This window comes from Yaniella soli (genome assembly GCF_054782375.1).
In genome coordinates this window covers 1-24,246 of the sequence record NZ_BAAGSP010000033.1, presented here as the reverse complement: position 1 = coordinate 24,246, position 24,246 = coordinate 1, and the positions used below count along the sequence as shown (strand labels likewise).

Here is a 24,246-nt window from a genome sequence, read left to right as displayed (position 1 = left end):
CACCTAGTTCGCGCCATAAGACGCCCATTTAACGGATGATAAGACCGGCGCACCCGCGCAGGTGTCTAGCATCGCGGGCACACCGGCCTGTCGTGGAGTACTTACGCGCCGCCACCAGCGGTGAAAATATCCTGAGAGATACGATCCAACTGGTTCCGCAATTCTTCCAACTGCTGCTTGGCGGAATCCAAAGCAGACTTAGTCTCTGGCCACGTCGCATTCCGGAAGTTCTCGGCTAATGGGCCATCCCAAACATTTGGATCCGACAACACACGGCCCTGGGTATCCAACTGGGTAATCTGATCGGTAAAACCACCATTAACGATCGACTGAATCTGACGAATCGCAGTCTTCGCTTCTTCCGTAGACAACACACGTGACATAAAAATTCTCCTCACAAAAAGACAAAAGGAATCGCACCCAAAGTCGGGCACTTTCTACGAAATCAAAGATTTCGGTTCAGTCCTTGCGCGTGTCACAACATGACTCGACAGGACACATCGGCTCCTACGAGCTCTTCAGTCAACACAGATTGGCCGCCGGAAAATGTCTGTCGACCGCTCAAACACTGTGATGACTAGGGGCGATACTCGGGCAATATCAGGATATTGAAATCACGTCGGTGCTGCATAGAGTTTTGCTTTACACTCGGCCGTGACTTGCAGATCATCCAGAATGCTTCGGAATTTTACCGAAGTTTAATACAAAATTGTTCTACGCTGCACGAGGCCGACCGTCTTGCACGTTGTCGTGTGAGGTCACCTTTCGTGATCACACCAGCCCGGCCTCTGCCTCGTGTAGCTTTAGTAGGCGTTGATACCATTTCAATGGTTCCAAGAGAGCCCAAAGACGGTAAGGAGGGGCGCAACATGTCGACACCACAAGCAGGCAATGCACTCGGCGCCTCCTATCGTCTTGTCGAACACATTGGTTCGGGAGCAGTCGGTGACGTATGGCTGGCTGAATCCACGCGTGAGGATAAAACTTTCGCCGCGAAGTTGTTGAAGTCCGAACACGCACACGACGCTGATCTTGTGGAACGCTTCATCCGCGAGCGCTCCGTCCTCATCGGATTACGACACCCGCACATAGTGGCCGTGCGTGACCTCGTGGTGGAAGGCACCACGCTTGCCATTGTGATGGACTACATTCCTGGTGGCACACTGCGGGATTTGCTGGCCTCTCATGGCCCGTTGCCGGCGGCGGAAGCACTCATGCTGACCGCACAGGTTTTCGACGCCTTGGCCGAAGCTCACCGTCAGCAAGTCACCCACAGGGACATCAAACCCGATAACGTGCTGTTATCTCAGCCCTGGGAGCCCGGCCATACCGACACCGTCCAGGTGACCGACTTTGGTATTGCCTCGGTTGTGAGCGCCCGACGGCGCCAAACATCCGGCATGCTCGGCACACCGCAGTATATGGCCCCGGAGATTATTAGCCACGGTCATGCCACGTCTGCCGCAGACATCTACTCCACGGGTGTGCTGCTCTATGAACTGTTGGCAGGACGAACACCGTTTGATGGTCCAGGCACCGACTTCACCGTGGCGTATCGGCACGTCACCGCGTTGCCACCCGAACTTGAGATCCCTCGCGAACTGTGGCGCGCACTCAATGACTTCTTAGCCAAGGATCCACGCGATCGTCCAACGGCTGCAGAGGCCGCAGCCACCCTGCGGCGTCTAGAACCAAAATACCGTGATCTGCCACCGCTGCCACCGGCTGATACCACCGACGACTTCGCTGAAATCGAGCGTCCCCAAACCATGCTTCGCAGTGAGCTGCTGCATGAAACCAATGTGTCGCCCGAGATGGAATCTCCGGTAGCAGAGCAAACACCTGAGCTTGGCTCTGCACCCCAGCACACTGTCCTGCGACCCATGCCGGCACACCACGTGCCAGAGCCGAGCGAGGATGAAGACACAGAAGTCTCCGATGAGCAGCTGACGTGGTTTACCAAAAAGAACATCCTGCTGGGCATCGCAGGCATTATCCTGTTGGCCGCCGTGGTCTTTGGTGCCATCTGGTTGTTCACCGGCGATGCAAGCGAGGCTGATGATGCATCCGACAATGAGGTGGAAGCCAGCCAGCAGGATCAGCCTCTACCCACCGGCTTATCCGTCGAACGCCGGGCGAGCTTTGACCCAGAAACCGAGCGCATCACCCTGGAAATCACGTATGCCGCCCAGCATGCGCCGCTATCTGGCCAATTCTTTGAGAGTATTCCGGCCACCGATCCTGAATCTTCTGCGTGCCCGCCGGTGACCTGGGAGGGTACCACAGGACGACAGCACCCCTCGTCGAGCACCGGGCTGAGCGCCGACTGCGGTTGGCAATTGGAAGGCATTGAGATCCCAGCCAACGACCAGACCACCGTGACGGCATCCTTCCCGGCGAGCGTGACGGACCAAGAAGCCCTCAGCGCCTGGTTAGACGATGCAGCAACCGCCACGACGACCACGCTGCAAGATCCCGACAGTTCCTCAACGGCCTATCCCGTACAACGACTCCAAGATATCCGAGTCGAAACACCGTCACGCACCGTGTCACAAACCCCGCTCCCAATTACGTTGGTACCGGTGTGGCCAAGCGGCGAAGATGAAATGAACCCGCTGTATCAAAGTCCCTCCTCGGGTTCCCCGTCGCAAATGCTGCAAGATGTTGCTGGCGGTGAGGACGGCGTACGATTCTCAGATAGCTGTGCCGGCGCCGTCGCCATATCGTCTGACGGCCTGACGGTCACCGCCCTGTCCGTGGCCCCGGAATGCCAACTCCACGCTTCGGTCGGCAACTTCACCAGCCTGCAAAGTTCACCGTTCAGCATCACGACGCGGGACTAACGACTCGAGCGTCGGCGCCTCCAACGATGACACGCAAGAAGTCACAGAGTCCTGCTTGAATACATAATTCATCTTGGTTTTACCCGCAGGCCGCCTGAAAGAATTTTCGATGCATAGGATGACCGCTGACTCCACACCTTAAGAGGAAGTAGACCTATGCGTACGCATACCAAATTCACGGCGACTTGTGCCGTTGCGGCGGTCAGCGCTGTGTCACTGGTGGGTATCCCCGCCGCCCACGCCAATATCGTTGATGAGCAATCGGTCATCAACGAATTTGTCACCGACACCTCCGGCTCCGACATGCTCGAATATGTCGAAGTTCTGGTACCTGAAAATTATGACACCTCCGACCTCCACATTATCGGTGTGGAAGGCGACCAAAACAGCAACCAGGGCAGCGTTGTGCACGAGTATCCGCTGGCTGATTTGGATGCCGACGAAGACGGCCGCTTGCTGCTGACGACTGAGACCAACGGTCTGCAGAATGGGTCATTGACGATCGCCCTAACCGATGGTCCGGTATCAACAGGCACCACGCTGGACGAGAACCTTGAGGGTGAACTCACGGCTCCCGATGGCGTTGAGTTCCTCGACGTCGTCGGCATTCACGATGGTGACAGCGGCGCTATGGCGTGGGGCACCGAATTGCGCGCCACGCAGTTTGACGAGTACACCGGCACCCTGGGTGGGGCGAGCCGGATGCCAGACGGCTCCGACACCTGGGTGCCAAACGCCTATAACGGTGCCGGCCTTGACCACGCTTCTGCCGCCGATGAGCCACGCGGCGAATAACGAAGCTTGGAATACCCCGGGCACAGCCAATGAGGCATTTGCAGACGAAGACGACAGCAACGAACCTGATCCAGAGCCAACTGAACCCACAGAACCGGGTGAAGTCTGCGAGGCCGACTTCACGTTGATCTCTGAGATTCAAGGCGAAGGCCAGGGCACCGATATGACCGATGAAACGGTCACCGTCCAGGGTGTCGTAACCGGTGATTTCACCAATAACGCCGGATCCCAGAATGGCTTCTATGTCCAGGAAGAAGCGGCAGACTACGACGGCAACCCAGCCACGTCGGAAGGCATCTTCGTCTACGATCCGAACGGCACCGCACCTGAGCCCGGCACACTGGTCGCCGTTGAGGGTCAAGTCGGTGAACACTACGAGCTGACGCAGATTGGTGCAGACGAGATCGCCGAATGCGGCACCGCAGAACTGCCAGAACCACTTGATGTCACCTTCCCACTTGACGACAGCGACTTCCCGGCTATGGAATCGATGCGCGTCAACGTTGAAGAAGCCGTCGTGTTGGAGACCTACCAGTTCGGTCGCTACGGCGAAACCGTCGTTGGCCCTGAGCGTCAGTTCCAGCCAACCGCGATGCACTCACCCGGGTCGGCAGAGGCCCAAGAACTTTATGAATCCAACATGGCCAACCGCATCAAAATTGATGACGGGCGTTCCGATCAAAACCCGGATCCTGCCATGCACCTCAATGGTGAAGAGTTCACCGCAGAGAACTTTTTCCGCGGCGGCGACACCTTCCGCAATATCACCGGTGTGCTCGACTACCGTTTCGAAGAGTGGAAAATCCAGCAGACTGGCGGCGCTGAACACGTGCCAAACCTCGAGCGTCCTGACGTCCCCGAGGTCGGCGGCGACGTCACCGTGGGTGCGTTCAACGTACTGAATTACTTCACTACCATGGGCTCGCGTGGCGCCAACAACGCCGAAGAGTTCCAACGCCAGGAAGACAAGATCGTCTCGGCCATCGCCGACATGGACGCCGATGTCCTGGGCCTGATGGAAATTGAGAACAACGACGACGAGGCCGTCACCACCCTTGTGAATGCCCTCAACGAGCGCGTGGGCGAAGACCGCTATTCGGCCATCGAAACCGGTCAACTGGGCACCGATGAAATCACCACAGCCATCATCTTCCAGGCGGATGCGGTTGAGCCGGTCGGTGATTTCTACGTGCTGGATGCCACCGTTGATGATCGCTTCGACACTGCCCGCCATCGCCCAGCGCTGGCCCAAACCTTCGCGCCGGTCGCCAACGCTGACAGCACAGATGATCAGCTCGACGAGTTCACCATGGTCACGAACCATTTGAAGTCCAAGGGCTCCGAATGCGGTAGCGAAGGCGACAACACCCATCTCGTGGGCTCGTGCGATGCTGAACGTACCGCCGCTGCTGAAGCACTCGTCGATTGGGTCGACACCCAAGATATGCCGAACCCGGTCATCACCGGTGACCTCAACGCCTATGACCAGGAGGCACCGATTGCGGCACTGCAAGACGGTGGCTACACGGATCTGCGGGCGCACTTCGACGGTGCAGAAGCCTACTCGTATGTTTTCGATGGCCAACTGGGCTACCTCGACTACGCGATGGCCGGCGAAGAACTGATGCCATTCATCACCGGTGCGACCTCATGGCATGCAAACTCGGATGAAGTGCCGATCTTCGATTACACCACCGAATTCAAACAGCCTGCACACCAGGAAATCTACGAACCCGGCCCGTACCGTGCGTCGGACCACGATCCGGTGCTGTTTGGTTTGTCCCTGACCGCTGGTGACACTGAGGAACCTACAGACCCAGAAGAGCCTACAAATCCAGAGGAGCCTTCGGATCCAACCGACCCAACGGATCCTTCTGATCCAGAGGCTCCACTCGATCCTTCACTGAGTATTGAGCCACAGCGTATCGCCGTGGAGGACTTCATCGGCTCTGACGAGGATGCTGAGCGTGGCGTGCTGCTGCGCGTCGATGGCTTAGAGCCCGGCGAACAAGTGCAGTTCACCGTCACGCCACGCTCCGGGAACGTGCAACCATACGAACACACTGCTGTTGCCAATGATGACGGCGTGGCCCAATGGCACGTGGCCGGCCTGAACTCCGCCGAGATCGACGCCTACATTGGAGCCTACGATGTGGTTGCCAGCTACGGTGACGAGGCCGAGAATACCTTGAACGGATCCTTCGAGGTCTACTCCAATAATCCTGCACCGGAAACCGAGACACCAGAGACGGACAGCCCAGGCGAGCAACCACCAGCAGAGCTTGGCGAGTCCGCCTATAATGGCGACCTGGCCAATACCGGCGCGAACAGCGTTTTGCTGTTTGCTTCCGTAGCGGTTCTGCTACTAGTCGTTGGTGGTTCAGCGTTGTTTATGAGCCGCCGCCACCACTAAGCGTCGCAAGACAACCCCTCGGCCCCAGGTCTCGTGTTCACACGACATCTGGGGCCGATGCGTTACTCAGACCCCTCAGCGCCCGGGACCAGATAATAACTATCTGGCCCTTCCAGAATCGCAGCACCATCTGTTTCAATCATGTGCGGGACGACCAGCTCACCGGTATCTTGTGGATCGTAGGATCGACTCAAGGCGCCGGTGATCACATTGCGTGCTTCAATATCGCCGTCCGGATTTTCCACATAGGCAATGGCCGCACCGACGCCGACGAGTTCGAGTCCTTCCTGCGGTTCTTGAAATAGCAGCTCTCCCTCGGTGTCGTAGCCGGAAAGTTCCTGCCCCAAGGTCACCCAGGTCTGACTCGAGGGATCCTGTCCTGCATCGGAAAGTTCTTCAGCCAGCAGCTGCCCATCACCCAGGCGAACCAGCGCGCGATCGGTGGAATCGGTGCCGATCAGTACGGCTCCCGCATCGTCTTCCAGCCCCGGATTCGGGCTGGGCACGCTCACACTCAGCTGCTCTTCGTCCCACTGGTGGTCGGCAATGGGCAAGCTCCACTGCGGGTCACCGTCCAAACCCGAATCTGCCAAGGTGGACGCGGCGTAGGCCTTCACGTCGCCGTCGTGCGCCACGAGAATGGTGGCGTAGAACTCCCCCAAGATACGGATGTCCTGCGTGTTGCGCTCATCCAGCAGCACTTCGCCAGTCGCAGGATCCAAGACCACTTTGGGCCCATTGCTTCCCATGGCCGCTTCGGGCGGCGACGCAAATACTGTGCCGGGACCCTGATGCGGGCCTGGCACCTCTACCGGCCCCCATATCTGCTCACCAGAGTGCAGGTCGTATCCGGAAGCCACGGTGTGCCCAAACGTTTGGACCTCAGCGTCGATATCCGTCAGGACCGCCAAATACTGGTCGCCATCAGAGGTCAACGTAAACCCGGTGCAACTGAGCGGTCGTTGGGCCTCCCACAGCACCGTGCCGGTTGCATCCACAGCACGAAACGTCAGCACGTCCTCGTGATGTTCTGCTGACAACGACACCCCGTCGGCGGTGTGCGGTGGCGTGCGCCAACCGGGTGCGACCACTTGCCCTTCGGCTAACTGTAAGGGTAACCGCAGGTCCGATGTATCGGTAGTGACAGCCGGGCTGTTCACTTGCTGTGGCTCCGGTTCATAGTCCGGCAACAGCTCGGTTTGCTGGCCCGAACTACATGCACTGAGCACCACTGCGGCGGTGAGGACGACCCCGATACAGACGGGTGATGTGACTCTACTGCGCATCTTCTACCCGGATGCCTGAGCAACAGCTTCATCAACGGCGTCCACAAACACGTCAGTGGGTTGTGCCCCAACCATTGGTTCACCATCCACAATGAACGACGGCGTGGAATAGGCACCCAGTTCGGTGCCTAAACTCTCGTTCGCCGTGATCTGTTCTTGTACCTGTTCAGATTGCATATCCTGAGTAAACTGCTCGGTGTCTAATCCAAGGTCGGCGGCTAGTTCAACGAGAGCGTCGTCGCTCAGATCGGCAGCGTCGCGGATTTCACCATCGGGATATAATGCATCGTGGTATTCCCAAAAAGTGTCTTGGAGTGCAGCCGCGTATGCCGCCTTCGATGCTCGTTCGGAGTCCGTGCCGTAGACATTGAGGTCGCGCCATTCGATGCGCAATTCGTCGTCTTCAACGTAGTCCATCATGACCGGCAATGTCTCGTGGCTCCATGTGGCACAAAATGGGCACTGATAATCCGAGAACACCACCATCGCCACCGGAGCATCGACACTGCCGATGCTCAATGGATCTTCGGTATCGCGTTGTTCAACGTGGCTCAGATCGACTTGGTCGCCTTCTGATTGTGGAGCAACGTCAACAACACCGCCACTGTCGCCGGTGGCCTCCGTGGTGTCCGTCGCGCCAGACTGCTCCGCATCATCGGAACCAGCAAACATGAAATATGCCAATGCGATGACAACCAGTGCGAGGGCGCCCACGACGATGGGCAGCAACCACGGGGGTGTGGAGCGGGAGGATTGCTGTGTCAAAACTGTTCCTTGCAACTCGACGCAATGCTCCGCAGAGCACCTTGTCTTCTATCCGAAAGAGTAACGATTCAGTGGGCTACTATACATGCTCGTTACTATGAGGCATAGTAGATAGCATGTTCAAGACTTTCGGATACGCTCAACAGGCGCTGCGGCAATGGAACCGGCGTCAAATACTCGTTGCCGCACTCGCCGCCATTGGCATCGGTCTGCTCATCGGCATCGCTACGGTCCTGATCCCAAATCCATTATTTGCCCGTGACATTCCTCCCGTGTGGTGGAACTATCCGGTCTGGATCATCACCTCGGTGCTCAGTGGCATGTTGTTGGCCACCTATATTCGTCCGGGCTCATCGACGACTTCCGACGATGAGGTAGCCGACCCGCCGTCTCGGCAGGGGAAGTTCGGCGTGGTCGGGGGATTACTCTCCTGGTTCGCGGTGGGCTGCCCGGTGTGCAATAAGTTAGCATTGATGGCATTCGGCTACTCTGGGGCGATCACATACTTCACCCCGATTCAGCCCTTTTTGGGAATCGCAGCGCTGTTGCTGACCGGTATTGCCCTCGTGTGGCGCCTCAAAGGACAAGTTCTTTGCAGTGTGTCACCGGCCAAATCATTGGAACCACGCTTGACTCGAGAAACGGAAAACGCCGGCTTATGACAACGTCGCCCCATGGAGCCCCTCAACTGGGCGAACTGGAACAGCAGGTTATGAACTTGCTATGGCAAGCGCACCCGCGCAGCGTCCGCCAGGTCATGGATGCTCTCCCCTCCAGCCCGGCTTATACGACGATCGCCACCGTGATGCAAAACCTCCGGACGAAAAATATGGTGCGCAGCCAGCACGACGGACGGTTCGTGTTTTACGTTCCGCAAGTGGGTCGCGAAGAATACATTGCCCAACAGATGCACCAAGCACTGGACACGAGTCACGACAAAGCCGCCTCGATCCTGCATTTCGTGCAAGATATGCCTGAAGACGGCTTGCAAATGTTGCGCAACTATTTGGGGCAACCATGACGACACTCATCATGGTCGCAGTGCTCTCGGTAACCGTGCTGGTCAGCGGACTAGCCGGCGGAGCCGTGATCCGCAAGGCTGCCCCAGCGCTAATGCTCAAACCACGCCTTGCGGTCGGAGTCCTATTGACGACGCTGGCCACCTGGCTCGTAGGCTTCGCAGCCCTTGGACCCATGCTCGCATGGGGGTTATCTGGCCCCAGCGGACTGATGCCCGGCAATTCAGCAGTGGTGTGTCAACGCTGTCTCGACGCCGCAAATCCCTTGCCAGCCGGACTATCGTTTGACACCTTCATACCGGTTGTCCTGCTGCTGGCGCTACCTCTGCTCCTGGTGTTGGCCATGCTGCTCAGCGGCTACCGTACCTTCCGTCGCAACGCGAAACAGCGTCGCGAACTTTACGATACCTTGCGTGCAGGAGCCACCCAAACGCAGCTTGCCGGACAACCAGTCACCGTGATCCCGCACGACCAACCAACGGCCTTCACACTGACACATCGTGCCGGGGGCATCGTCGTGTCCACGGCCCTGCTGAAATTACTGAGCCACGACGAACTGACCGCGGTCCTCACGCACGAAGCCGCTCATCTGCGCCAGCGCCATCACGTCATCTTGAACATCCTGCATGGAGCCACGAGGCCGCTGCGTTGGATCCCGCTCGTGTCGACCATCAACGCCGCAATTCCGCACTACCTGGAAATGGCTGCAGACAACGCTGCTCGTGAGCAGACCAGTACGCCAATATTGGCCAGTGCGTTGCTAAAAATCGGCGAGAAATCCGGGCCCGCTGCAGCGCATGGCACCTGTGGCTCGGTTGCGCTGCACGCGGCCGGTATCGATCGGATCCGACATCTCATTGCACCGCCCAATGGCAAACACGGCGCCGTAGCCATGACCGCCATGTTCACAGCGGTGGGCATCCTGTTGGCCGGCAGCGTCATCGTGCATCTGCCGTATCTCCAAGCGGTGCTCGACGGCTGTCTGATGTAATCGTGTCGCTGGCCCAGCAACGCCACCCCGATAGCCTTTGAGCCCTATGACTCCATGACCTGTTGAGTGGCGGTGAGCCCAGCACGGATGGCGCCTTCAACATGCCCTGCAAAGGCGTCGGCCGTCTCGGTCGAGGCCCAGTACATCTGTCTACGAAAGTGAGGCGCATAATGGCTGCATATCTCCAGACCACCTTGCAGGTCGATGACGCCTACCTGTCGACTGAGCTGTTCACTTCCGACGTCGTCGGCGGATTATCCCGTACCTAAGTGCCGACCCGGAGATCCGCATATACCAGGTTGCCTAAACGCAGCCACTACAGTTCCGGTACGGCCGACCACACGCACGCTGCTCGGTCTGTCGTACCGATCAATGCCGTAACATCAATTTCCCCAGGAGCCACCGTCCGTGACCACGCCGACTGAAACGATAACGCCCCAACGGCGACAACAACTGCACCGCCGAACCCTCACCACCGTACTGATCAGTCAGTCGTTTGGCGGGGCAGGGCTGGCCGCAGGCATTTCAGTAGGCGCGCTCATCGCCCAGGACATGTTGGGCAGCGACGCGTTATCGGGGCTCCCCACCGCCCTGTTTACACTCGGCGCGGCACTGACCGCATTTCTCGTGGGGCGCGCCGCCCAGCGCACCGGACGCCGCAAGGCGCTGGGTTTCGGATTCATCACCGGCGGGATCGGCGCCATCGGCGTCGTGGCCGCCACACACTTTGTCAGCCCAGTCCTGTTGTTTATCTCCCTATTTTTATATGGCGCGGGCACCGCGACCAACTTGCAAGCCCGCTATGCGGGCACCGACCTGGCTCCGGCGAACCGCAAAGGTACCGCGATCAGTACGGCCATGGTCGCCACCACCATCGGAGCGGTCGCCGGCCCGAATCTGATCGAACCACTGGGCGGCCTCGCCGAACGCTTCGGGCTCCCCACGCTCGCGGGACCGTTCTTATTGGCCGCCGTCGCCTACCTCACCGCCGGGCTCATTCTCGTGACGTGGCTGCGCCCGGACCCGTACCTGGTGGCCAAACAGCTCGAAGCCCAAGCCAACCCCGAAGCCGACACCATCACTGTCCAAACGCCGAAGGATAAGCCCTCTCGTCTCGTGCGTGTCGGCGCCTCAGTCATGGTCATCTCGCAGATCGTCATGGTCGGCATTATGACGATGACGCCTGTGCACATGCGCGCACATGACCACTCCATGGGCGCTGTTGGGCTCGTCATTGGGCTCCACGTCGGTGCAATGTGGCTGCCATCGCTGGTCACCGGGCCGCTGGTCGATAAAATCGGGCCACGGATCATGGCCATCTCGGGCGGTCTGATCTTGTTGGCATCCGGCCTCGTCGGTGCCTTTGCGCCCGGAGAAAGTCTTGCCGCCCTGATCATTGCTCTGGTGTTACTCGGCATCGGTTGGAATATCGGGCTCGTCTCCGGCACCACCTTGATCGTCCATGGAACCCAACCAGAAACGCGCGCTAAGACTCAAGGCAGCATTGACGTCTGGTATCAGCTGTTCGGTGCGGGTTCCGGAGCCCTGTCTGGTGTCCTGATGAGCGCAGGAGGTTTTGGCGTCGTCACGATTATCGGCGGTATTCTCGCGCTGATCATCATCCCTGCCATCATCCTGGCACCCAAAATCGATGCACAAGCTTAAAACTCCTCGGCACATGAACAACGCAACAACGGTCAGCACCAGGGCATTGAGTTTCGCCCACACATATCGTTATCGCTAGGTCATGGTACCTGTTCGTGCCAACGATTGAGCCTACAATATAGTGCATGGGCAACGCAGTTGAACCGGCCGGGCGGATGACTCCGTACGGTGCTGAGCATAGCCTCGTCCTCGTCCTCACTGTCATCGTCGCCGTGGCACTGGTTGTCTGGGCACGTCGCATCCGCGGAACCGTACACGAAGACCGTTTCCTGAGTATCGCAGGCTGGACCATGTTGGTGATCACCGTGGTGTGGACACTGTGGGGCATGCAGCCCGCCCAATGGAACATCGAACAGTCCCTACCGTTTCATTATTCTGATGCGCTGCGCCTGATCACCGCGATCGCGCTGCTGACTCGCGCCGGCTGGGCGATCGCCATCACGTTCTTCTGGGGTCTGACCCTCAATCTGCAGTCGGTCATCACACCGGACCTCAACTATTTCGACTATCCGGTGTTAGAGTTCGCGGTGTATTGGTTCCTGCACATTGCCGCACTGGTTGTGCCGATCGTCTTTGTGTGGGGTCTAGGGTATCGTCCAACCTGGCGTGGCTACGGTGTCGCCTATGCCGCGACCGTTGCATGGGCCGGTATTGCGATTCTGGTCAATGCGATTACCGGGGCGAACTATGCATACCTGAGTCGTGCACCCGAAGGACCATCTATTCTCGATGTTCTGGGTCCCTGGCCGGCGTATATTCTGTGGGAAGCGGTGATCATCGCGGTGGTGTGGGCGCTGATGACGTGGCCCTTCCAAACCAAGACAGCGCGGAGTGCGTTGGTAGCAGACCGGTGGGCGACGGTACGACGAAAACCACCTGCCGGGGACACCACAACACCGACTAGTGCTGAGCAGATGCTGCAACCGTAGACGTCGAGTCTTCCAGCGGTGGCCGGACTTTGCGCAGCACGAGGGCGATTGCCACAACCACCACGAGCGTAGTGACCAGCCCGACGACGCCACTTTCGGTGAGTGCGTAGAGGACGTAACCGACCAACGCTGAGATCGCACCAACAAAAGCATAGGGCAGTTGGGTTGAGACGTGGGTGGCGACCGAACAAGCAGCTCCGGTACTCGACAGAATCGTGGTGTCAGAGATGGGCGAACTGTGGTCGCCCCACACCGCACCGGCCAGCACGGCACCAAAGCTTGCGATCAGAAACGCGTCGCCGCCTGGCACTGCGTTCATCATTTCACCGGCCAGTGGGAGCAGGATGCCGAATGCACCCCACGAAGTTCCGGTAGCAAACGCCATAATAGCTGCCACTACGAACAAGACTGGGATGAGCCACACTGCGGGGACGGCCATGGCGTCCACAACAGACGCGAGGTATTCTCCGGTGCCCATCACACTGATCAGATCGGCGAGCACCCACGCAAAGAGCAAGATGAGCACAGCGGGCAGCATGGACTTGGCCCCGTGATAGGTGCCGCGACGTCGTGTGCCCCGCTGGAATGTTGGGTTGTTCTTGGTGTATCGCAGGCAGTAATAACCGGCGATCGCCAATGCGCCCAGGCCACCAACGTTCAGTGCGATCCCCACATCGGCTGCAGCCAAAGTGTCTATGACGCCCCAGCTGTCCCCGAGGATGCCTCCGGTGACATACATCCCGACGACCACACCGATGAACAGCACAATGAACGGCAGCAGCAGCGCGCGTATGGCGCCCCGATCGTGCAACGGCATCGTATCGGTAAGCTGAGCTGGCGCAGTCTCGTTGGGGTTGTGCAGCCCGTCGCCACGTATAGCACGGGTCTCTTGCTTGCGCATACTGCCAAAGTCCAAGCCCAACGTGATGGTCAGCCACAACAGCACAAGGGCTGCAATCGCATAATAGTTCATGGCCGCAGCCAGGACGAAGGCTTCAACCTGCGTCAAGACCAGAGCTGACGCAGTCAGCAACGGAGCCATGATGCCCATGATGGAGGCGCCCCAGCTTGACAGCGGCATCAGCACAACGACCGGTGCAGAACTCGAATCAATCAGGTATGCCAACTTGGCACGTGACACGCGATAACGATCGGTAATCGGCCGTGCCACCTGTCCTACAGCCAGAGCGTTGAAGTAGTCATCAATAAAGATGAGCATGCCCAGCAGCCCGGTGAGTACTTGCGCCCCGCGGCGCGTTTTGATGCGTTTCGCCGCCCATTCGGTAAAGGCTGCCGCACCACCGGACATCATGACCAGCGCGGTGACGATTCCGAGTTGAAAGAGAAAGGCCACGATCAGAATCGTGTACCAATTCACCGCCCCATCAACCCAAACAAGCCCAAAGATGGCTTGTCCTATCGTTGTGACCATGGTCAGCGGGTTGAAGTCCGCAATGAGCAATCCGGCCACGAGGATGCCAACACCAAGCGACGTCAGCACTTTTTTCGTGGCGATGACCAGCACAATCGCCACGAACGGGGGTAACAACGTGAGTATGGGGTATGCCTCTAACACGACCACACCTTCTGAAGATTTTTGTCGAAGTGTTCCATAACACTATCAGCTGCCAAAGCGACTCCACATCCAGCCAAAGCACCAGTAGCATGGCGAATATCCACCCCTCAACATACAGCGAGGTAGCCATGTCTGATACCGGAATGCAGCAGCCCAACGCGCGGGACATCGATGTCCGCCCGCTGCGACCTCAACACCGTCATCGGGCCATCTTCGAAGCCTACGAACAACTCGTCACCGGAGAGTCGATGGTGGTGATGACTGATCAGGAACCAGAAGGCCTCCGCAAGGAGTTAGATCGAGAATTGGCCGGGGCTTGCCGTTGGAAACCCCTACCGTCGGCCGATGACGCCTACCGGGTGCGCCTCACCAAACTCGCGAGCACTGCATTGCCCCGTGTCGTAGCCAATACGCGGAAACTCGGCGAGGCGACCGACCCTGCAACGGGAGGATCCATTTGGCGCTTAGAGCCAGGTGCTCGTGATCTCGACTCAAATATCATCGCACTCCCGGCCGGCGATGAGATTGCCCTGCACGCAGGACCAAGCCTCGATGTGTTGATCCTGGTCCTGCGTGGTTCAGGGGAGCTGCACACCGAGTTGGACGTCATCGCACTGCAGCAGGGCAATCTCATCTGGTTGCCAAAGTATGCCCAGCGGCGGTTCGTCGCCGGACCCGACGGCATGCAGTACTTGACCGTCCATCAGCGCAAACCAACCCTGAACATCACCGCGGCACCAGACCGTTCGTGAAGTCTTACTCGACTTCGGTGAAGCCTGCTTCTTCCTTGCCACCCAGTCCGGCTGCCTCGTAGTCAATCTCGTTGGTCGTAGTCTGCTTGGTCACCTCATCGCCGACGGCGGTGTAGGTCATCGTGATCTCGATACCATTCTGGCTATTGGTGAATGAGGTTTCGGTTTCTTCCTCACCGCAGGCCGACAGCGTCAGTGCTGCGGCAATTGGCAGTGCTGCTAGGGCGGTGAATTTCTTGGCAACGCGGCGTGTTGTGGCGTTCATCAGGGGTGTCTCCTTTAGATGCTGTGATGACACAGCGGGTTTTGCGAGTTACGACTCTACCGTGACCCTTGCAGTTTGGTCGGGTTGAGTCACGTGAGCCGTTGGGCTCATGGATTGGATCAGTGTCACCGTCCCGGCAAGACCGGCGTACCCACGGCCTGTGGTCAGGGCGACGGGCGCGCGACGTGGCAGTTTGACGTTGAGCAGGTCACCGTCGAAATCGACGTCGGGTTGCAGCACGACACCGCACCGGGATTTTGACAGTTTCTTGGTCCAGTGGCCATACTGCGAGCGCAGATCGCCCGCGCGGCCTGCGGCGACGACGCAGACGCGTGGGGTCGTGGTAGTCAACAGAGCGCTGATGGATTGATCGGGGTCTTCGACGCGTTCGGCGTCATCGATCAGCAGGAAGACAGGGCCTTGTTCTAACCGCAGTGCGGCCAGCATGGCCGGAATGTCATCCTGGTTGGATGCTGATTTGTCGAAGGCCACGTTGCGAAGTGGGGAACGTCGGTTGTAGATCCCCCAGACGGCGGGGCGCTGATCGATCGGAGCACCCAGCAGCAGTTCGGCGATGGCGCAGAGCAGACTGGATTTCCCGCTGCGTGCTGGTCCGCCGATGAGGATGTGTTCTTCTTCGAACACTTCGAGCACGGCGGGTTGCAGCGTATCTTCTGACAGGCCCACGGGGATGCGCAGGGGTTCTTGGCTCAGATCCAGTGTGTCGGCGAGATCTGCTGCGGCCACATTATTGGGCAGGGTGCCGATCACGTCGGGCTTCGGTGTGGCGTCCGCCCAACGATCGATCGCTTGGGCGACGGCGGCTTCGAGTCCGTGGTCTGGTGTGGCCACGTGCATTTGGAGCAGAGTGTTCACATCCACGCAGCGCCCGGGAACTTCAGCGGGCACGTTTTTGCCTTTGACACCCAGTGCTGAGTAGTCATAGGCGTCGGCCAGCCGATACACCCAGCGTTGGGTGGTGACTTCGTCCATGGCCGGGGGGACGGATTTCGCACGGGTCGTCGTCACCACAAAGTGCATACCTACCCCGGGTCCATCGGCGTAGACCCGGTACAGGGCATCGAGGTGTTCTTGGCCCTCGAAATCACTGAATTCGTCTTTGAAGGTTGCCAGTCCGTCGATCATGATGACCATATCGCGTTGTCGGGTGGCAGATTCGCGGCGCCGGTGGAACTCGCTGCGTATGAACCGCATGAACCGGACTTGCTGTTCTTTGGCACCCGGTCCGGCGCCCACATAGGCGACCGTATGCGGCAGATGTTCGAGCTCCTCGAGCCCACGCGAACCGACATCCAGACAGAGGATATCGAGTTCCTCGGGGGATTTCGATTCGGCCAGCGCGAGTCCAATACTGGTCAGCGTCGTAGTGGTCCCGCTGCCGCGGACGCCCATCACCAATAGATTGCCTTCGGCCATGTCCCAGCCGGTGGGCGATTGTCGTTGCAGGTCAGGCTCATCGGCCAGGGTTACCTGCACCATGTTCCCGTTGACGCCGCCGACGGCCGGCACGGGGCGTGCACCGGGCCCGGGTTCTACCGCGGTATCGTAGCCGTCCAGCCGTACTCGCTCGCCGAGCGCTTCGGGCCACACTTGCCGTGGCGGTGCGAAACCGGCGGCTTCATTGGCGGCCAGAACCGCATCGATGAGCAGATCAAAGTCGTTTTCATCGCTGGAAGATTTCTTCGGTGCCCCCGAGCTTTTCCGCGGGATCGGTTGACCGAACAGTCCAATATCTCTGACTTCGACTTGTTCGGCCACCTGATCTTGGGCTTTGCCCGTCACAAGTGCGGTTTGGACCGGAGTGATGTCATCTTGTCCCAGCTTCACGTAGGCACGCCCCATCTGGGAGCGTTCGATGCTGGCAGCCGAGGGCACACCAATCACGTTTTGGGAGTCTTCACGGCTCTGCACACGTAACGCCACGCGCAGGTTGGTGTTGGCCAGGATGTCATCGTTGACCACACCCGCCGGGCGCTGGGTGGCCAGAATCATGTGCACGCCCAGGGTTCGACCCACCGCGGCAACGCTGACCAGTGAGGCCAAGACATCCGGGAAGTCTTTGGCCAGCATCGCGAACTCGTCGATGACCAACAGCAACCGGGGCAGCGGTTCGGCGGGATTCGTCGCCAGATACGCGGGTAGGTTGTCGATATCCTCGCCGGCTTCGGCGAACAGCCGCTGACGACGTTCCATTTCGGCTTCGAGTGCCCGCAACGCACGGTCGGCCAGCTGCTCATCGAGGTTACTGATGGTGCCAATCGTGTGCGGCAGTCGCTCGGCGGCTTTGAATGCGGCCCCACCTTTGAAGTCAATGAGAATAAAGCTCAGCATCTCCGGGCTATTGCGCGCCGCCAACCCGGCAATGAAGGACCGCAGGAATTCGGACTTCCCCGAACCGGTCGTGCCACCAACCAGCCCGTGGGGGCCGTCCTTGACGATATCCAGGGACAGCGGGCCTTTCTCGCCCAACCCCACCGGGGTCGACATACCAGGCGATTTCCACAGATCTTGGATGGTTTCTGCATTCAGCTCGCCGACATCCAACAGTTCCGGGAGTCGCACCAGTGACGGCAGGGAGGCACCGGGCACCACGAGTTCGGGGTCTTCAAACTGGGCCAACCGGCGGGCACACTGCTGGGCATCCGCCAATCCGGCATACACGGCTCCTCCCCGACTGAATTCGAGATAGCTGATGTCGTTCCTCGGATTTCCATCGATTGTGCACAGCACAAGCAACCACACAGGGATACTTGAGACAATATTTTCACATGATGGTGGCAACCTAGGCATGCAAAATAGCACGACCCTGGGACGCACCCGGTCGAGTATAACGGAAGGAGTTTTAACTTTTGGTACTCATCGGAGTATTCCGGCGGGAAAAATAGCCATTTAACGCGGATCGAGCCAAGTCAGACCAGTGTTCCAAAAATTCATCTGCTACTTTCAAGTTTTACGCCGGAGCCCAAAACCATAATGCGGAACTGGAAATTCAGAAACCTATCCCGGCATCGCAGGTTTCATCGAGTGTTGTTGCAGCCTGCTGCACATCTTCTTGTTGAATCTGCTCTTTAAATGCTGCATCGACGGCGGCTATGTCACCCTCACCAGTCTCAACTGCGGTACGCAAGGCATCCGTCATGGTGCCAATGGCTGTTGCAAGTTCGAGGTTCTCAGAGGCTTCGCCAATCTCATCCATCTCTGTAGCCCCTGCGCTCATGTTGGCGAGCAATTCTTCGTCGTTCATCGACTCGATGTCGGTATCGTTGTAGCGCTCGTTGACTTCGATGAACTGCTCGCAGGTCTCATCCGTTGAAGCGGTTCCCGCAGCGACCTGACTATCACCAGAAACTGCCACGTCATTGCCGGATGAACACGCAGTCACGCCGAGCATGAACAGCACGGCAACGGGCACGATAGCCAGAATATTTTTGTGGAACATGGAGCCTTGAGCACTCTCCTTGGATGGGTGATGCGCCGCAAACTACTCTATCTCGTTCAATCTTGAACAATCAACCGGAAAATGTCCGATTGGGGCGGGGCGATACTGCTACTGAGCCAGCTCGAGATCGGTCATAGCGAGCATCGCTCCGAGTACTACGACGGGGCGCAATGGTTCAGGAATGAATAGTTGGGACTCTCGAATTTCCAATAGCCCCATCGACTCAAAGTTCCGAAGATGCCTGATAGAGAATGCTGAGAAGGGGTCTTCAGCCGAAGGGTTGTCACTCACTTCAGCCAACGACAAGAGCTGTCCAACGGTGTGTCTGACTGCAATGTTTCCAAAATACTGATCAGTTTCGCCCAGTAAATATTCTCGGATATAACTGACGATGAACATTTCTACTGGTTCCAGATCCTCAATCTGTGGAGCTGCCAGGATTTCTGTCATAGCCCCGGGATACACTCTTGTGGAAGTCAGCTCGATACCTGCGTGTATTTCTAAAGCTGCCCACCAGGCACGGAGCGCGCCGATGTCTTTTGCGGACTGGACTTGCAACGTGGGCTGGGGTGGGGCTGGTTTTGACAGGTCGAGATTCCCCAGGGCCTCGTCTGATACCTCCACGGGCGGCTTATTAGTTACGCCTTCCGCATCGATGCCGATCATGGCAGCAACAACGCCGATGTCAGCGCGTTTGGGCATACCCGTACCCGTCACTGGTTGAGATTTGCCTATCCACTCTTGGAGTCTCGCGATCCCGGTAATCAACGGTGTAGAGACTACCGCTGCATAACGCTCCTCGGCAGGAATATCCTCAAGTCCATCCAACAGAGTCTGCAGTTGCGGAGGCAAACTCGCTGTATCACCAGCAATATCATTGATAATCTCATGGGCTTCTTCCCACGATCGCGCATCATCGCCTTCCAACCGGAAATGCACGTAATCATGTAGCACGGCCAGGCTCCACGCTGCAACAGAAGAGTCTTCAAGTTGCAGCACCATATCGATGAGTTCTTCGAAATCATCCGCATCAAACGGGTCCAAGTTCCACAGCGCAGCTGAGTCAACAATCGTCTCAAAGACCTCGATATCTTCGGGCGCGCTCATCGCTAGGTCCTCATTTTCGAGTAGCCAATTCTCAAACTGGCCCAGTTGGTCCTGCGCGCTCACCTGTTGTGCTGCAGCGGCACCAAATGCTGTACCCGTGCCAAAACCGCCGCTGCTGGACTCGTCTGACAGCATTTCCCCAAGCACCAGCCCAACGGGCTGCTGTCGATGAGCCGTCACGGCCGCAACCGTGACCGCCACCAAATAGGCACTTGCTGCAGCGAGGATCGCACCGTTGTGTTGGACCAATAAACGTTCGATCGATCGGAATGCGCGCCCTTTGCGTGCCAATGCTTCAAGGTCAGATATCGCAGGCCTCACCTCAGCGGGCGTATCCGCAGAAGGGATCCGAGTGAGCGCAGCGCGAAGTGCCTCATCGGAATACCAGGCATCAAGTTTCTCCAGCGCTACTCCGATCAGGTGGCTAAAACTCGGGTGGCGTGGCGTTGGGTCAGGGCGGAGCCGCCCCAATATGCTGTCAAGCAGTTGCCGATCCTCAGCCGTGTATACGTTGACGAATTCGCGCAACAAAGCAACGGTGAGTGCCCGTGCCGCACCCACCGGCGTCACAAGTTCCATATTGCGACGCTCTACGGCCCGACCCATGGCCGCATTCAAGTTCTCCAAGTCCACGTCTTGGTCAGGGTTTTCCATATCAAAGCCATCCGCCGCAAGCAGAGGACCAATCTCGTCCATCAACTCTTGTGCCATCCCGGGCCGATGAGTCACACCGGAACGTTTGAGCATTTCTACAAATTCTGGATCATCAAAAGGCGAAGGCGCATCTGTCATGTCACGAGACTACAATGCGTCATCGTTCAATGCGAGCCTACCCACTAACTTCCTGCATTTCCGTACTGGCCGATGGCACTCGCACCACCGGTTTCGACCTCTACGAAGAACTGGTGTTACACCACCAATTATCGGCGTAATCGATACAGGGTTATGCGGTGAAGTCCACCATAATCACGCAAAACGAGAGGCAACCATGCTCGAGAAGCTAGGGGCATCGACCGTCAATGCGGAAAGATCAGTCGCCGGGGTGGACCTTCCAGCCGAGCCACAGCAACCTTCACGTCATTCAGCTGAGAATGTACGCAGCTCACAGTCCAATTCGTCAAAGCGTTGGTCCAGCTTGTCGAACCGTTCACCCATGCGCCGCAGAAACCATGCCAGGCCAGCGAAGATCATCCCGCCGTAGATTATCACGAAGCCGACACCCACCAGGACGAGCGTAACCAATTCAGCTGACATGTGCATGCCTCCATCGTGCCGCATGATGGCTCCCTTCGCCATAGAATTTGGAGCGCCACGCGCGTGGTCCAACAACAATCACAATTGCTCCGGCAGATCGGCCGGGCGAGGCATTTCTGTACGCGATGGCGTCTCCAACTGAGTCCCACCGATCTCGGCAAATCGCGCTCGCACCGCTTGGGCGAGGTTTGGCCACACACTGATCGATGTCATAATAATCCCTCCTGCTAGCAATGCTACCGGGAGCTGTCCGGTGAGAACACCGTGTACAAGACAACCCTGGCACGCCAGGATGCTGAAGTCGCAGACTTGGTGCTCTTCCGTGCAAGGTAGTCCGGTGGTCCCGGTCATTCTCGGTGCGGAGATTATGACCGGCAACCTTTACGTCACTCAATTTGGGCGGCACCTGGCTAATCCGACTGTGGACGCACCTGAGCAGATGTTAATCCAGCATGCCAAGGATGTGACCGGTCAGGGCCTTGCGCTGGGCGGGCGTTAAGGGTTTTTCGTGCACGTAGTCATGCATCCATAGACCATCGGCTAACAGTTGCACGAGGTAACTAGCATGCTGTACCTCGTCGTCTTCAATATCATCAGGCGACGGCGTCCATCGCTTATCGACTTGCCGCCAGATAGCCGAGAACTCTTCGTTTCCGCGCGCATCAATTTCTAACAGGAGCTCAGCCTTGGTGGCGCTACTACTTTGGGACAAGACAACCGCTCGCAGTCGCGTCTTCTCATCCACTGAATTGGCTGGACCGCCTGCCGCCCGTTCGAGTGCCTGTTCCCATTGATCCGCCTGGTGTTGATGGATGCCACGCATGATTTCGTGGCGCGATGGGAAATGGTAGACGATGCCCGATTTAGACATCCCGGAGGCTTCTGCGAGCGCCTCATAGGACACCGCCTCGAGGTTTTCACGTTCAATGAGGTCCACAGCCGCGTTCAGGATCTCTTCTTTTTTACTCGGACGCATCTACATCAGCCTCTTTCGGGTTGCCGCGGAAACAATATGCCGTGAGTGCCGCGGCGATTAGGGACACGACACCGACGATCGCCAAGATGGACAGATAGGCTCCGTCGTAGGCCTCGACCGCTGCCGGACCGTGCACGGCGTGGTCGACGCCGTGATCAACATCGTCGGCTACCTCTGACGGTGCCATCAGTGAGTAGAAGAATGGTAGTAGGGAGCCGAATACCGCAACCGAAATCAGGGTGCCGAACTCATAGGAGACGGCCTCCACCGAGGACGCCATCCCGGCCTTATCTACCGCAGCACCACCCAGTATCGCCGTCGAAGCCACAGACGACGCCAGCCCACTCCCGATCCCGACGAGCAGCAGACTGAGAATAAATGGCACCAGCGAATCCATGTTGAACGTCCACAATGCCAGGGCAATCCCGAGAGCCAGCAGGGTGAAACCACCCGAGATCAACGGGATAAACCCGACTCGGTGCAGCACCGAGCCACCCAATAACGCTGCGGGAATTGCTGGGACGGCCACAGATGCTACCAGCGCACCGGCTTCCAGCGGCGAGAACCCACCGGCCGTTTGGAACCGCTGGGTGCTCATCAACTCAACTGCGGCCACAACAAACATCATGAGTCCAGCCGTCAGGACACCACCGGTAAAAATGCGGTTCCGGAAGATGTCGACATCCAACAACGGCTGTTCCAGTCCACGCTGACGGAGGATGAATAACACCAGTCCGATGAGTCCGACCACGGTCGAGGCAATCAAGAGCCAGGCGGCGCGCTCCGGATTCGCGAGTTCTTTGATGGCCATCACGAGTCCAACCATCGCCAACATGGCCCACACCGATGAGATGAGATCCCAGTGCTTCTTCGGGTTCGCGATATTCGGTGGCGCTACCAGCAGAGTAGCAATGAGCGTGATGATGACGACCGGGACGTTCACAAGGAATACCGAGCCCCACCAGAAGAACTCCAGCAGTAGGCCGCCCAGTACCGGGCCGGTCGCCGCACCGACGACGGCCACCGACATCCACAGGGCGATCGCCAGGTTGCGTTCGCGCACGTTGGTAAAGGTAATGCGCACCAGCGCGAGACTGGCGGGCATCATGGTTGCTGCACCCACACCGAGCAGGGCACGGGCGGCAATCAAGAACCATGCGGTCGGCGAGAAGGCAGCGATCAATGACCCGACACCAAAGATGCTGACGCCGATGATAAACATCAGTCGGTGGCCAATTTTATCGCCGAGTGTACCGGTACCTAACAACAGACCGGACAGCACCAGCGGGTAGGCGTTGATGATCCATAGCCCCTGCAGCGACGTCGTGCCTAATTGGTCACGCAGCTCAGGCAACGCGGTGTAGAGGATTGAGTTATCGGCACCTACCAAAAAGAGGGCGGCGCTGATGACGGCAAGAAAGGTCCACCGCTGCCGAGGGGTGGACGTTGTCGGTGCTGTTAATGGGTTCACCCGAGTAACTGTACCAAACGTTCGGTGCAGTTACTCGAGTGAAGTGTTGGAGACCACAGGTGCGGGGTGTGCCTTTGCTGTCCTTTTGCTCAACCGCTTTGCGCAATCTTCCTAAAACACCAATCGAAACCGGTTGGGGCGGAAGGGCCATAATAACGCCTCGGCCTTACCCGTCGAGAGCTCACGAGCTACCAGCGCTGCAGTCACCGGACCCAGCGTGACACCGAGCGTTCCGTGTCCCGTAGCTACATAGAGTCCGTCGTGCCGAGGAATCGCACCGATGAGTGGCGCATCGTCAGCACTGGTTGGTCGGTGGCCGGCACGTTCTTTCTCAACCTCGCGGGGTGACCAAGACTCGAAGAACTCCAACGCATCACGCACCACCATGTCTAGCCGTTTCTTGCTCACCACCTCGGAGCGATCTCCCACATCAAAGGTGCCGGAAAACCTCATGATTTCACCGTCATAAGGCGACGAAGCGACCATTTTTTCGAATAATTTGAGTGGATGCTGCGGGAGCACGCCTTCACCGCGGGCAGTAAGGCTCACGCCTTTGGCCGCTTCCAACGGCAAACGAATACCGGCTCTTCCGGTTTAAGGGTGGGGTGAGGGTTTAAGACACGCCGGGGGTGAAGGTGGTGGAAGGTGTCGGGGTCTTCCGAAAATATTGGTAGCGACC

General features: G+C 58.2%; 23 protein-coding genes. 10 read left to right on the top strand and 13 right to left on the bottom strand.

What is annotated here, in order from left to right; translation table 11 throughout:
• Positions 1 to 101 precede the first annotated feature (101 nt).
• Positions 102 to 383, bottom strand: a complete 282-nt coding sequence (locus tag ACYVJT_RS13510; RefSeq protein WP_343957758.1) for a pyrophosphorylase — start codon at positions 381 to 383, stop codon at positions 102 to 104.
• A 486-nt stretch (positions 384 to 869) separates the two neighbouring features.
• On the opposite strand from ACYVJT_RS13510, the gene ACYVJT_RS13505 reads away from it, so the two are divergent.
• The 3 genes from ACYVJT_RS13505 to ACYVJT_RS13495 all read left to right on the top strand — a co-directional run bounded on the left by ACYVJT_RS13505 (position 870) and on the right by ACYVJT_RS13495 (position 6,051).
• Positions 870 to 2,843 carry a serine/threonine-protein kinase gene (locus ACYVJT_RS13505; protein ID WP_343957756.1) on the top strand — a complete coding sequence of 658 codons (1,974 nt, stop codon included), beginning with the start codon at positions 870 to 872 and terminating at the stop codon, positions 2,841 to 2,843.
• Between the two features lie 156 nt (positions 2,844 to 2,999).
• Positions 3,000 to 3,638 carry a hypothetical protein gene (locus ACYVJT_RS13500; RefSeq protein WP_343957754.1) on the top strand — a complete coding sequence of 213 codons (639 nt, stop codon included), beginning with the start codon at positions 3,000 to 3,002 and terminating at the stop codon, positions 3,636 to 3,638.
• On the top strand, positions 3,598 to 6,051 hold the full coding sequence (locus tag ACYVJT_RS13495; RefSeq protein ID WP_343957752.1) for an ExeM/NucH family extracellular endonuclease: 2,454 nt from the start codon (positions 3,598 to 3,600) through the stop codon (positions 6,049 to 6,051). The genes ACYVJT_RS13500 and ACYVJT_RS13495 overlap by 41 nt, the downstream gene beginning before the upstream one ends.
• Before the next feature lie 62 nt (positions 6,052 to 6,113).
• Here ACYVJT_RS13495 and ACYVJT_RS13490 read toward each other — a convergent pair whose 3' ends face one another.
• Together ACYVJT_RS13490 and ACYVJT_RS13485 are read right to left on the bottom strand one after the other, a co-directional pair.
• The gene (locus tag ACYVJT_RS13490) at positions 6,114 to 7,337 is read right to left on the bottom strand and encodes a hypothetical protein (protein ID WP_343957750.1); all 1,224 of its coding nucleotides are present in this window, start codon (positions 7,335 to 7,337) and stop codon (positions 6,114 to 6,116) included.
• A gap of 3 nt (positions 7,338 to 7,340) precedes the next feature.
• A complete protein-coding gene (locus tag ACYVJT_RS13485) occupies positions 7,341 to 8,102 on the bottom strand; it encodes a DsbA family protein (protein WP_343957748.1) in 762 nt (253 codons plus the stop codon).
• Between the two features lie 116 nt (positions 8,103 to 8,218).
• On the opposite strand from ACYVJT_RS13485, the gene ACYVJT_RS13480 reads away from it, so the two are divergent.
• The 5 genes from ACYVJT_RS13480 (at position 8,219) to ACYVJT_RS13460 (ending at position 12,706) form a co-directional block, all read left to right on the top strand.
• Positions 8,219 to 8,764, top strand: coding sequence for a hypothetical protein (locus ACYVJT_RS13480; RefSeq protein WP_343957746.1), 546 nt, complete (start codon positions 8,219 to 8,221; stop codon positions 8,762 to 8,764).
• Positions 8,761 to 9,123, top strand: coding sequence for a BlaI/MecI/CopY family transcriptional regulator (locus tag ACYVJT_RS13475; RefSeq protein WP_343957744.1), 363 nt, complete (start codon positions 8,761 to 8,763; stop codon positions 9,121 to 9,123). The genes ACYVJT_RS13480 and ACYVJT_RS13475 overlap by 4 nt, the downstream gene beginning before the upstream one ends.
• Positions 9,120 to 10,112: a M56 family metallopeptidase gene (locus tag ACYVJT_RS13470; RefSeq protein WP_343957742.1), complete on the top strand. Its 993-nt coding sequence runs from the start codon at positions 9,120 to 9,122 to the stop codon at positions 10,110 to 10,112. Before ACYVJT_RS13475 ends, ACYVJT_RS13470 begins: the two co-directional genes overlap by 4 nt.
• A 408-nt stretch (positions 10,113 to 10,520) precedes the next feature.
• Positions 10,521 to 11,777, top strand: a complete 1,257-nt coding sequence (locus tag ACYVJT_RS13465; RefSeq protein ID WP_343957740.1) for an MFS transporter — start codon at positions 10,521 to 10,523, stop codon at positions 11,775 to 11,777.
• A 125-nt stretch (positions 11,778 to 11,902) separates the two neighbouring features.
• The gene (locus tag ACYVJT_RS13460; RefSeq protein WP_343957738.1) at positions 11,903 to 12,706 is read left to right on the top strand and encodes a YwaF family protein; all 804 of its coding nucleotides are present in this window, start codon (positions 11,903 to 11,905) and stop codon (positions 12,704 to 12,706) included.
• Here the strand turns inward: ACYVJT_RS13460 and ACYVJT_RS13455 are convergent.
• The gene (locus ACYVJT_RS13455; RefSeq protein ID WP_343957736.1) at positions 12,678 to 14,282 is read right to left on the bottom strand and encodes a Na+/H+ antiporter NhaC family protein; all 1,605 of its coding nucleotides are present in this window, start codon (positions 14,280 to 14,282) and stop codon (positions 12,678 to 12,680) included. The genes ACYVJT_RS13460 and ACYVJT_RS13455 overlap by 29 nt on opposite strands.
• A gap of 128 nt (positions 14,283 to 14,410) precedes the next feature.
• Here ACYVJT_RS13455 and ACYVJT_RS13450 point away from each other — a divergent pair, with 128 nt between their 5' ends.
• Positions 14,411 to 15,034, top strand: coding sequence for a DUF2249 domain-containing protein (locus tag ACYVJT_RS13450; RefSeq protein WP_343957734.1), 624 nt, complete (start codon positions 14,411 to 14,413; stop codon positions 15,032 to 15,034).
• A 4-nt stretch (positions 15,035 to 15,038) separates the two neighbouring features.
• Here ACYVJT_RS13450 and ACYVJT_RS13445 read toward each other — a convergent pair whose 3' ends face one another.
• From ACYVJT_RS13445 to ACYVJT_RS13430, 4 genes are all read right to left on the bottom strand, one after another.
• A complete protein-coding gene (locus ACYVJT_RS13445; RefSeq protein ID WP_343957732.1) occupies positions 15,039 to 15,299 on the bottom strand; it encodes a DUF1307 domain-containing protein in 261 nt (86 codons plus the stop codon).
• Positions 15,300 to 15,347: 48 nt separating this feature from the next.
• Positions 15,348 to 17,981: an FtsK/SpoIIIE domain-containing protein gene (locus tag ACYVJT_RS13440; protein WP_343957729.1), complete on the bottom strand. Its 2,634-nt coding sequence runs from the start codon at positions 17,979 to 17,981 to the stop codon at positions 15,348 to 15,350.
• A gap of 328 nt (positions 17,982 to 18,309) precedes the next feature.
• Positions 18,310 to 18,759, bottom strand: coding sequence for a hypothetical protein (locus ACYVJT_RS13435; RefSeq protein WP_343957726.1), 450 nt, complete (start codon positions 18,757 to 18,759; stop codon positions 18,310 to 18,312).
• Between the two features lie 108 nt (positions 18,760 to 18,867).
• On the bottom strand, positions 18,868 to 20,658 hold the full coding sequence (locus ACYVJT_RS13430; RefSeq protein WP_343957724.1) for a hypothetical protein: 1,791 nt from the start codon (positions 20,656 to 20,658) through the stop codon (positions 18,868 to 18,870).
• A 14-nt stretch (positions 20,659 to 20,672) separates the two neighbouring features.
• Here ACYVJT_RS13430 and ACYVJT_RS13425 point away from each other — a divergent pair, with 14 nt between their 5' ends.
• A complete protein-coding gene (locus ACYVJT_RS13425; RefSeq protein WP_343957722.1) occupies positions 20,673 to 20,798 on the top strand; it encodes a hypothetical protein in 126 nt (41 codons plus the stop codon).
• Positions 20,799 to 20,943: 145 nt separating this feature from the next.
• Here the strand turns inward: ACYVJT_RS13425 and ACYVJT_RS13420 are convergent, their stop codons facing one another.
• The 5 genes from ACYVJT_RS13420 to ACYVJT_RS13400 form a co-directional block, all read right to left on the bottom strand.
• Complete coding sequence (locus tag ACYVJT_RS13420; protein ID WP_343957720.1) at positions 20,944 to 21,120, bottom strand: hypothetical protein; 177 nt, start codon at positions 21,118 to 21,120, stop codon at positions 20,944 to 20,946.
• A 78-nt stretch (positions 21,121 to 21,198) separates the two neighbouring features.
• Entirely contained in the window at positions 21,199 to 21,333 is a 135-nt protein-coding gene (locus ACYVJT_RS13415; RefSeq protein WP_343957718.1) for a hypothetical protein, read from the bottom strand.
• A gap of 229 nt (positions 21,334 to 21,562) precedes the next feature.
• The gene (locus ACYVJT_RS13410) at positions 21,563 to 22,096 is read right to left on the bottom strand and encodes a TetR/AcrR family transcriptional regulator (protein ID WP_343957716.1); all 534 of its coding nucleotides are present in this window, start codon (positions 22,094 to 22,096) and stop codon (positions 21,563 to 21,565) included.
• The gene (locus tag ACYVJT_RS13405; RefSeq protein ID WP_343957714.1) at positions 22,083 to 23,567 is read right to left on the bottom strand and encodes an MFS transporter; all 1,485 of its coding nucleotides are present in this window, start codon (positions 23,565 to 23,567) and stop codon (positions 22,083 to 22,085) included. Before ACYVJT_RS13405 ends, ACYVJT_RS13410 begins: the two co-directional genes overlap by 14 nt.
• Positions 23,568 to 23,678: 111 nt before the next feature.
• Positions 23,679 to 24,134, bottom strand: coding sequence for an NAD(P)/FAD-dependent oxidoreductase (locus ACYVJT_RS13400; protein ID WP_343957766.1), 456 nt, complete (start codon positions 24,132 to 24,134; stop codon positions 23,679 to 23,681).
• Positions 24,135 to 24,246 lie beyond the last annotated feature (112 nt).

What these genes read in the sequence shown, in the direction of transcription:
- ACYVJT_RS13420 (WP_343957720.1), bottom strand. Translation starts at nt 21,120, where the DNA reads ATGTCAGCTGAATTGGTTACGCTCGTCCTGGTGGGTGTCGGCTTCGTG.
- ACYVJT_RS13480 (WP_343957746.1), top strand. Translation starts at nt 8,219, where the DNA reads ATGTTCAAGACTTTCGGATACGCTCAACAGGCGCTGCGGCAATGGAAC.
- ACYVJT_RS13415 (WP_343957718.1), bottom strand. Translation starts at nt 21,333, where the DNA reads ATGACATCGATCAGTGTGTGGCCAAACCTCGCCCAAGCGGTGCGAGCG.
- ACYVJT_RS13500 (WP_343957754.1), top strand. Translation starts at nt 3,000, where the DNA reads ATGCGTACGCATACCAAATTCACGGCGACTTGTGCCGTTGCGGCGGTC.
- ACYVJT_RS13510 (WP_343957758.1), bottom strand. Translation starts at nt 383, where the DNA reads ATGTCACGTGTGTTGTCTACGGAAGAAGCGAAGACTGCGATTCGTCAG.
- ACYVJT_RS13450 (WP_343957734.1), top strand. Translation starts at nt 14,411, where the DNA reads ATGTCTGATACCGGAATGCAGCAGCCCAACGCGCGGGACATCGATGTC.
- ACYVJT_RS13435 (WP_343957726.1), bottom strand. Translation starts at nt 18,759, where the DNA reads ATGTTCCACAAAAATATTCTGGCTATCGTGCCCGTTGCCGTGCTGTTC.
- ACYVJT_RS13425 (WP_343957722.1), top strand. Translation starts at nt 20,673, where the DNA reads ATGCGTCATCGTTCAATGCGAGCCTACCCACTAACTTCCTGCATTTCC.
- ACYVJT_RS13505 (WP_343957756.1), top strand. Translation starts at nt 870, where the DNA reads ATGTCGACACCACAAGCAGGCAATGCACTCGGCGCCTCCTATCGTCTT.
- ACYVJT_RS13470 (WP_343957742.1), top strand. Translation starts at nt 9,120, where the DNA reads ATGACGACACTCATCATGGTCGCAGTGCTCTCGGTAACCGTGCTGGTC.
- ACYVJT_RS13460 (WP_343957738.1), top strand. Translation starts at nt 11,903, where the DNA reads ATGGGCAACGCAGTTGAACCGGCCGGGCGGATGACTCCGTACGGTGCT.
- ACYVJT_RS13430 (WP_343957724.1), bottom strand. Translation starts at nt 20,658, where the DNA reads ATGACAGATGCGCCTTCGCCTTTTGATGATCCAGAATTTGTAGAAATG.
- ACYVJT_RS13475 (WP_343957744.1), top strand. Translation starts at nt 8,761, where the DNA reads ATGACAACGTCGCCCCATGGAGCCCCTCAACTGGGCGAACTGGAACAG.
- ACYVJT_RS13445 (WP_343957732.1), bottom strand. Translation starts at nt 15,299, where the DNA reads ATGAACGCCACAACACGCCGCGTTGCCAAGAAATTCACCGCCCTAGCA.
- ACYVJT_RS13490 (WP_343957750.1), bottom strand. Translation starts at nt 7,337, where the DNA reads ATGCGCAGTAGAGTCACATCACCCGTCTGTATCGGGGTCGTCCTCACC.
- ACYVJT_RS13410 (WP_343957716.1), bottom strand. Translation starts at nt 22,096, where the DNA reads ATGCGTCCGAGTAAAAAAGAAGAGATCCTGAACGCGGCTGTGGACCTC.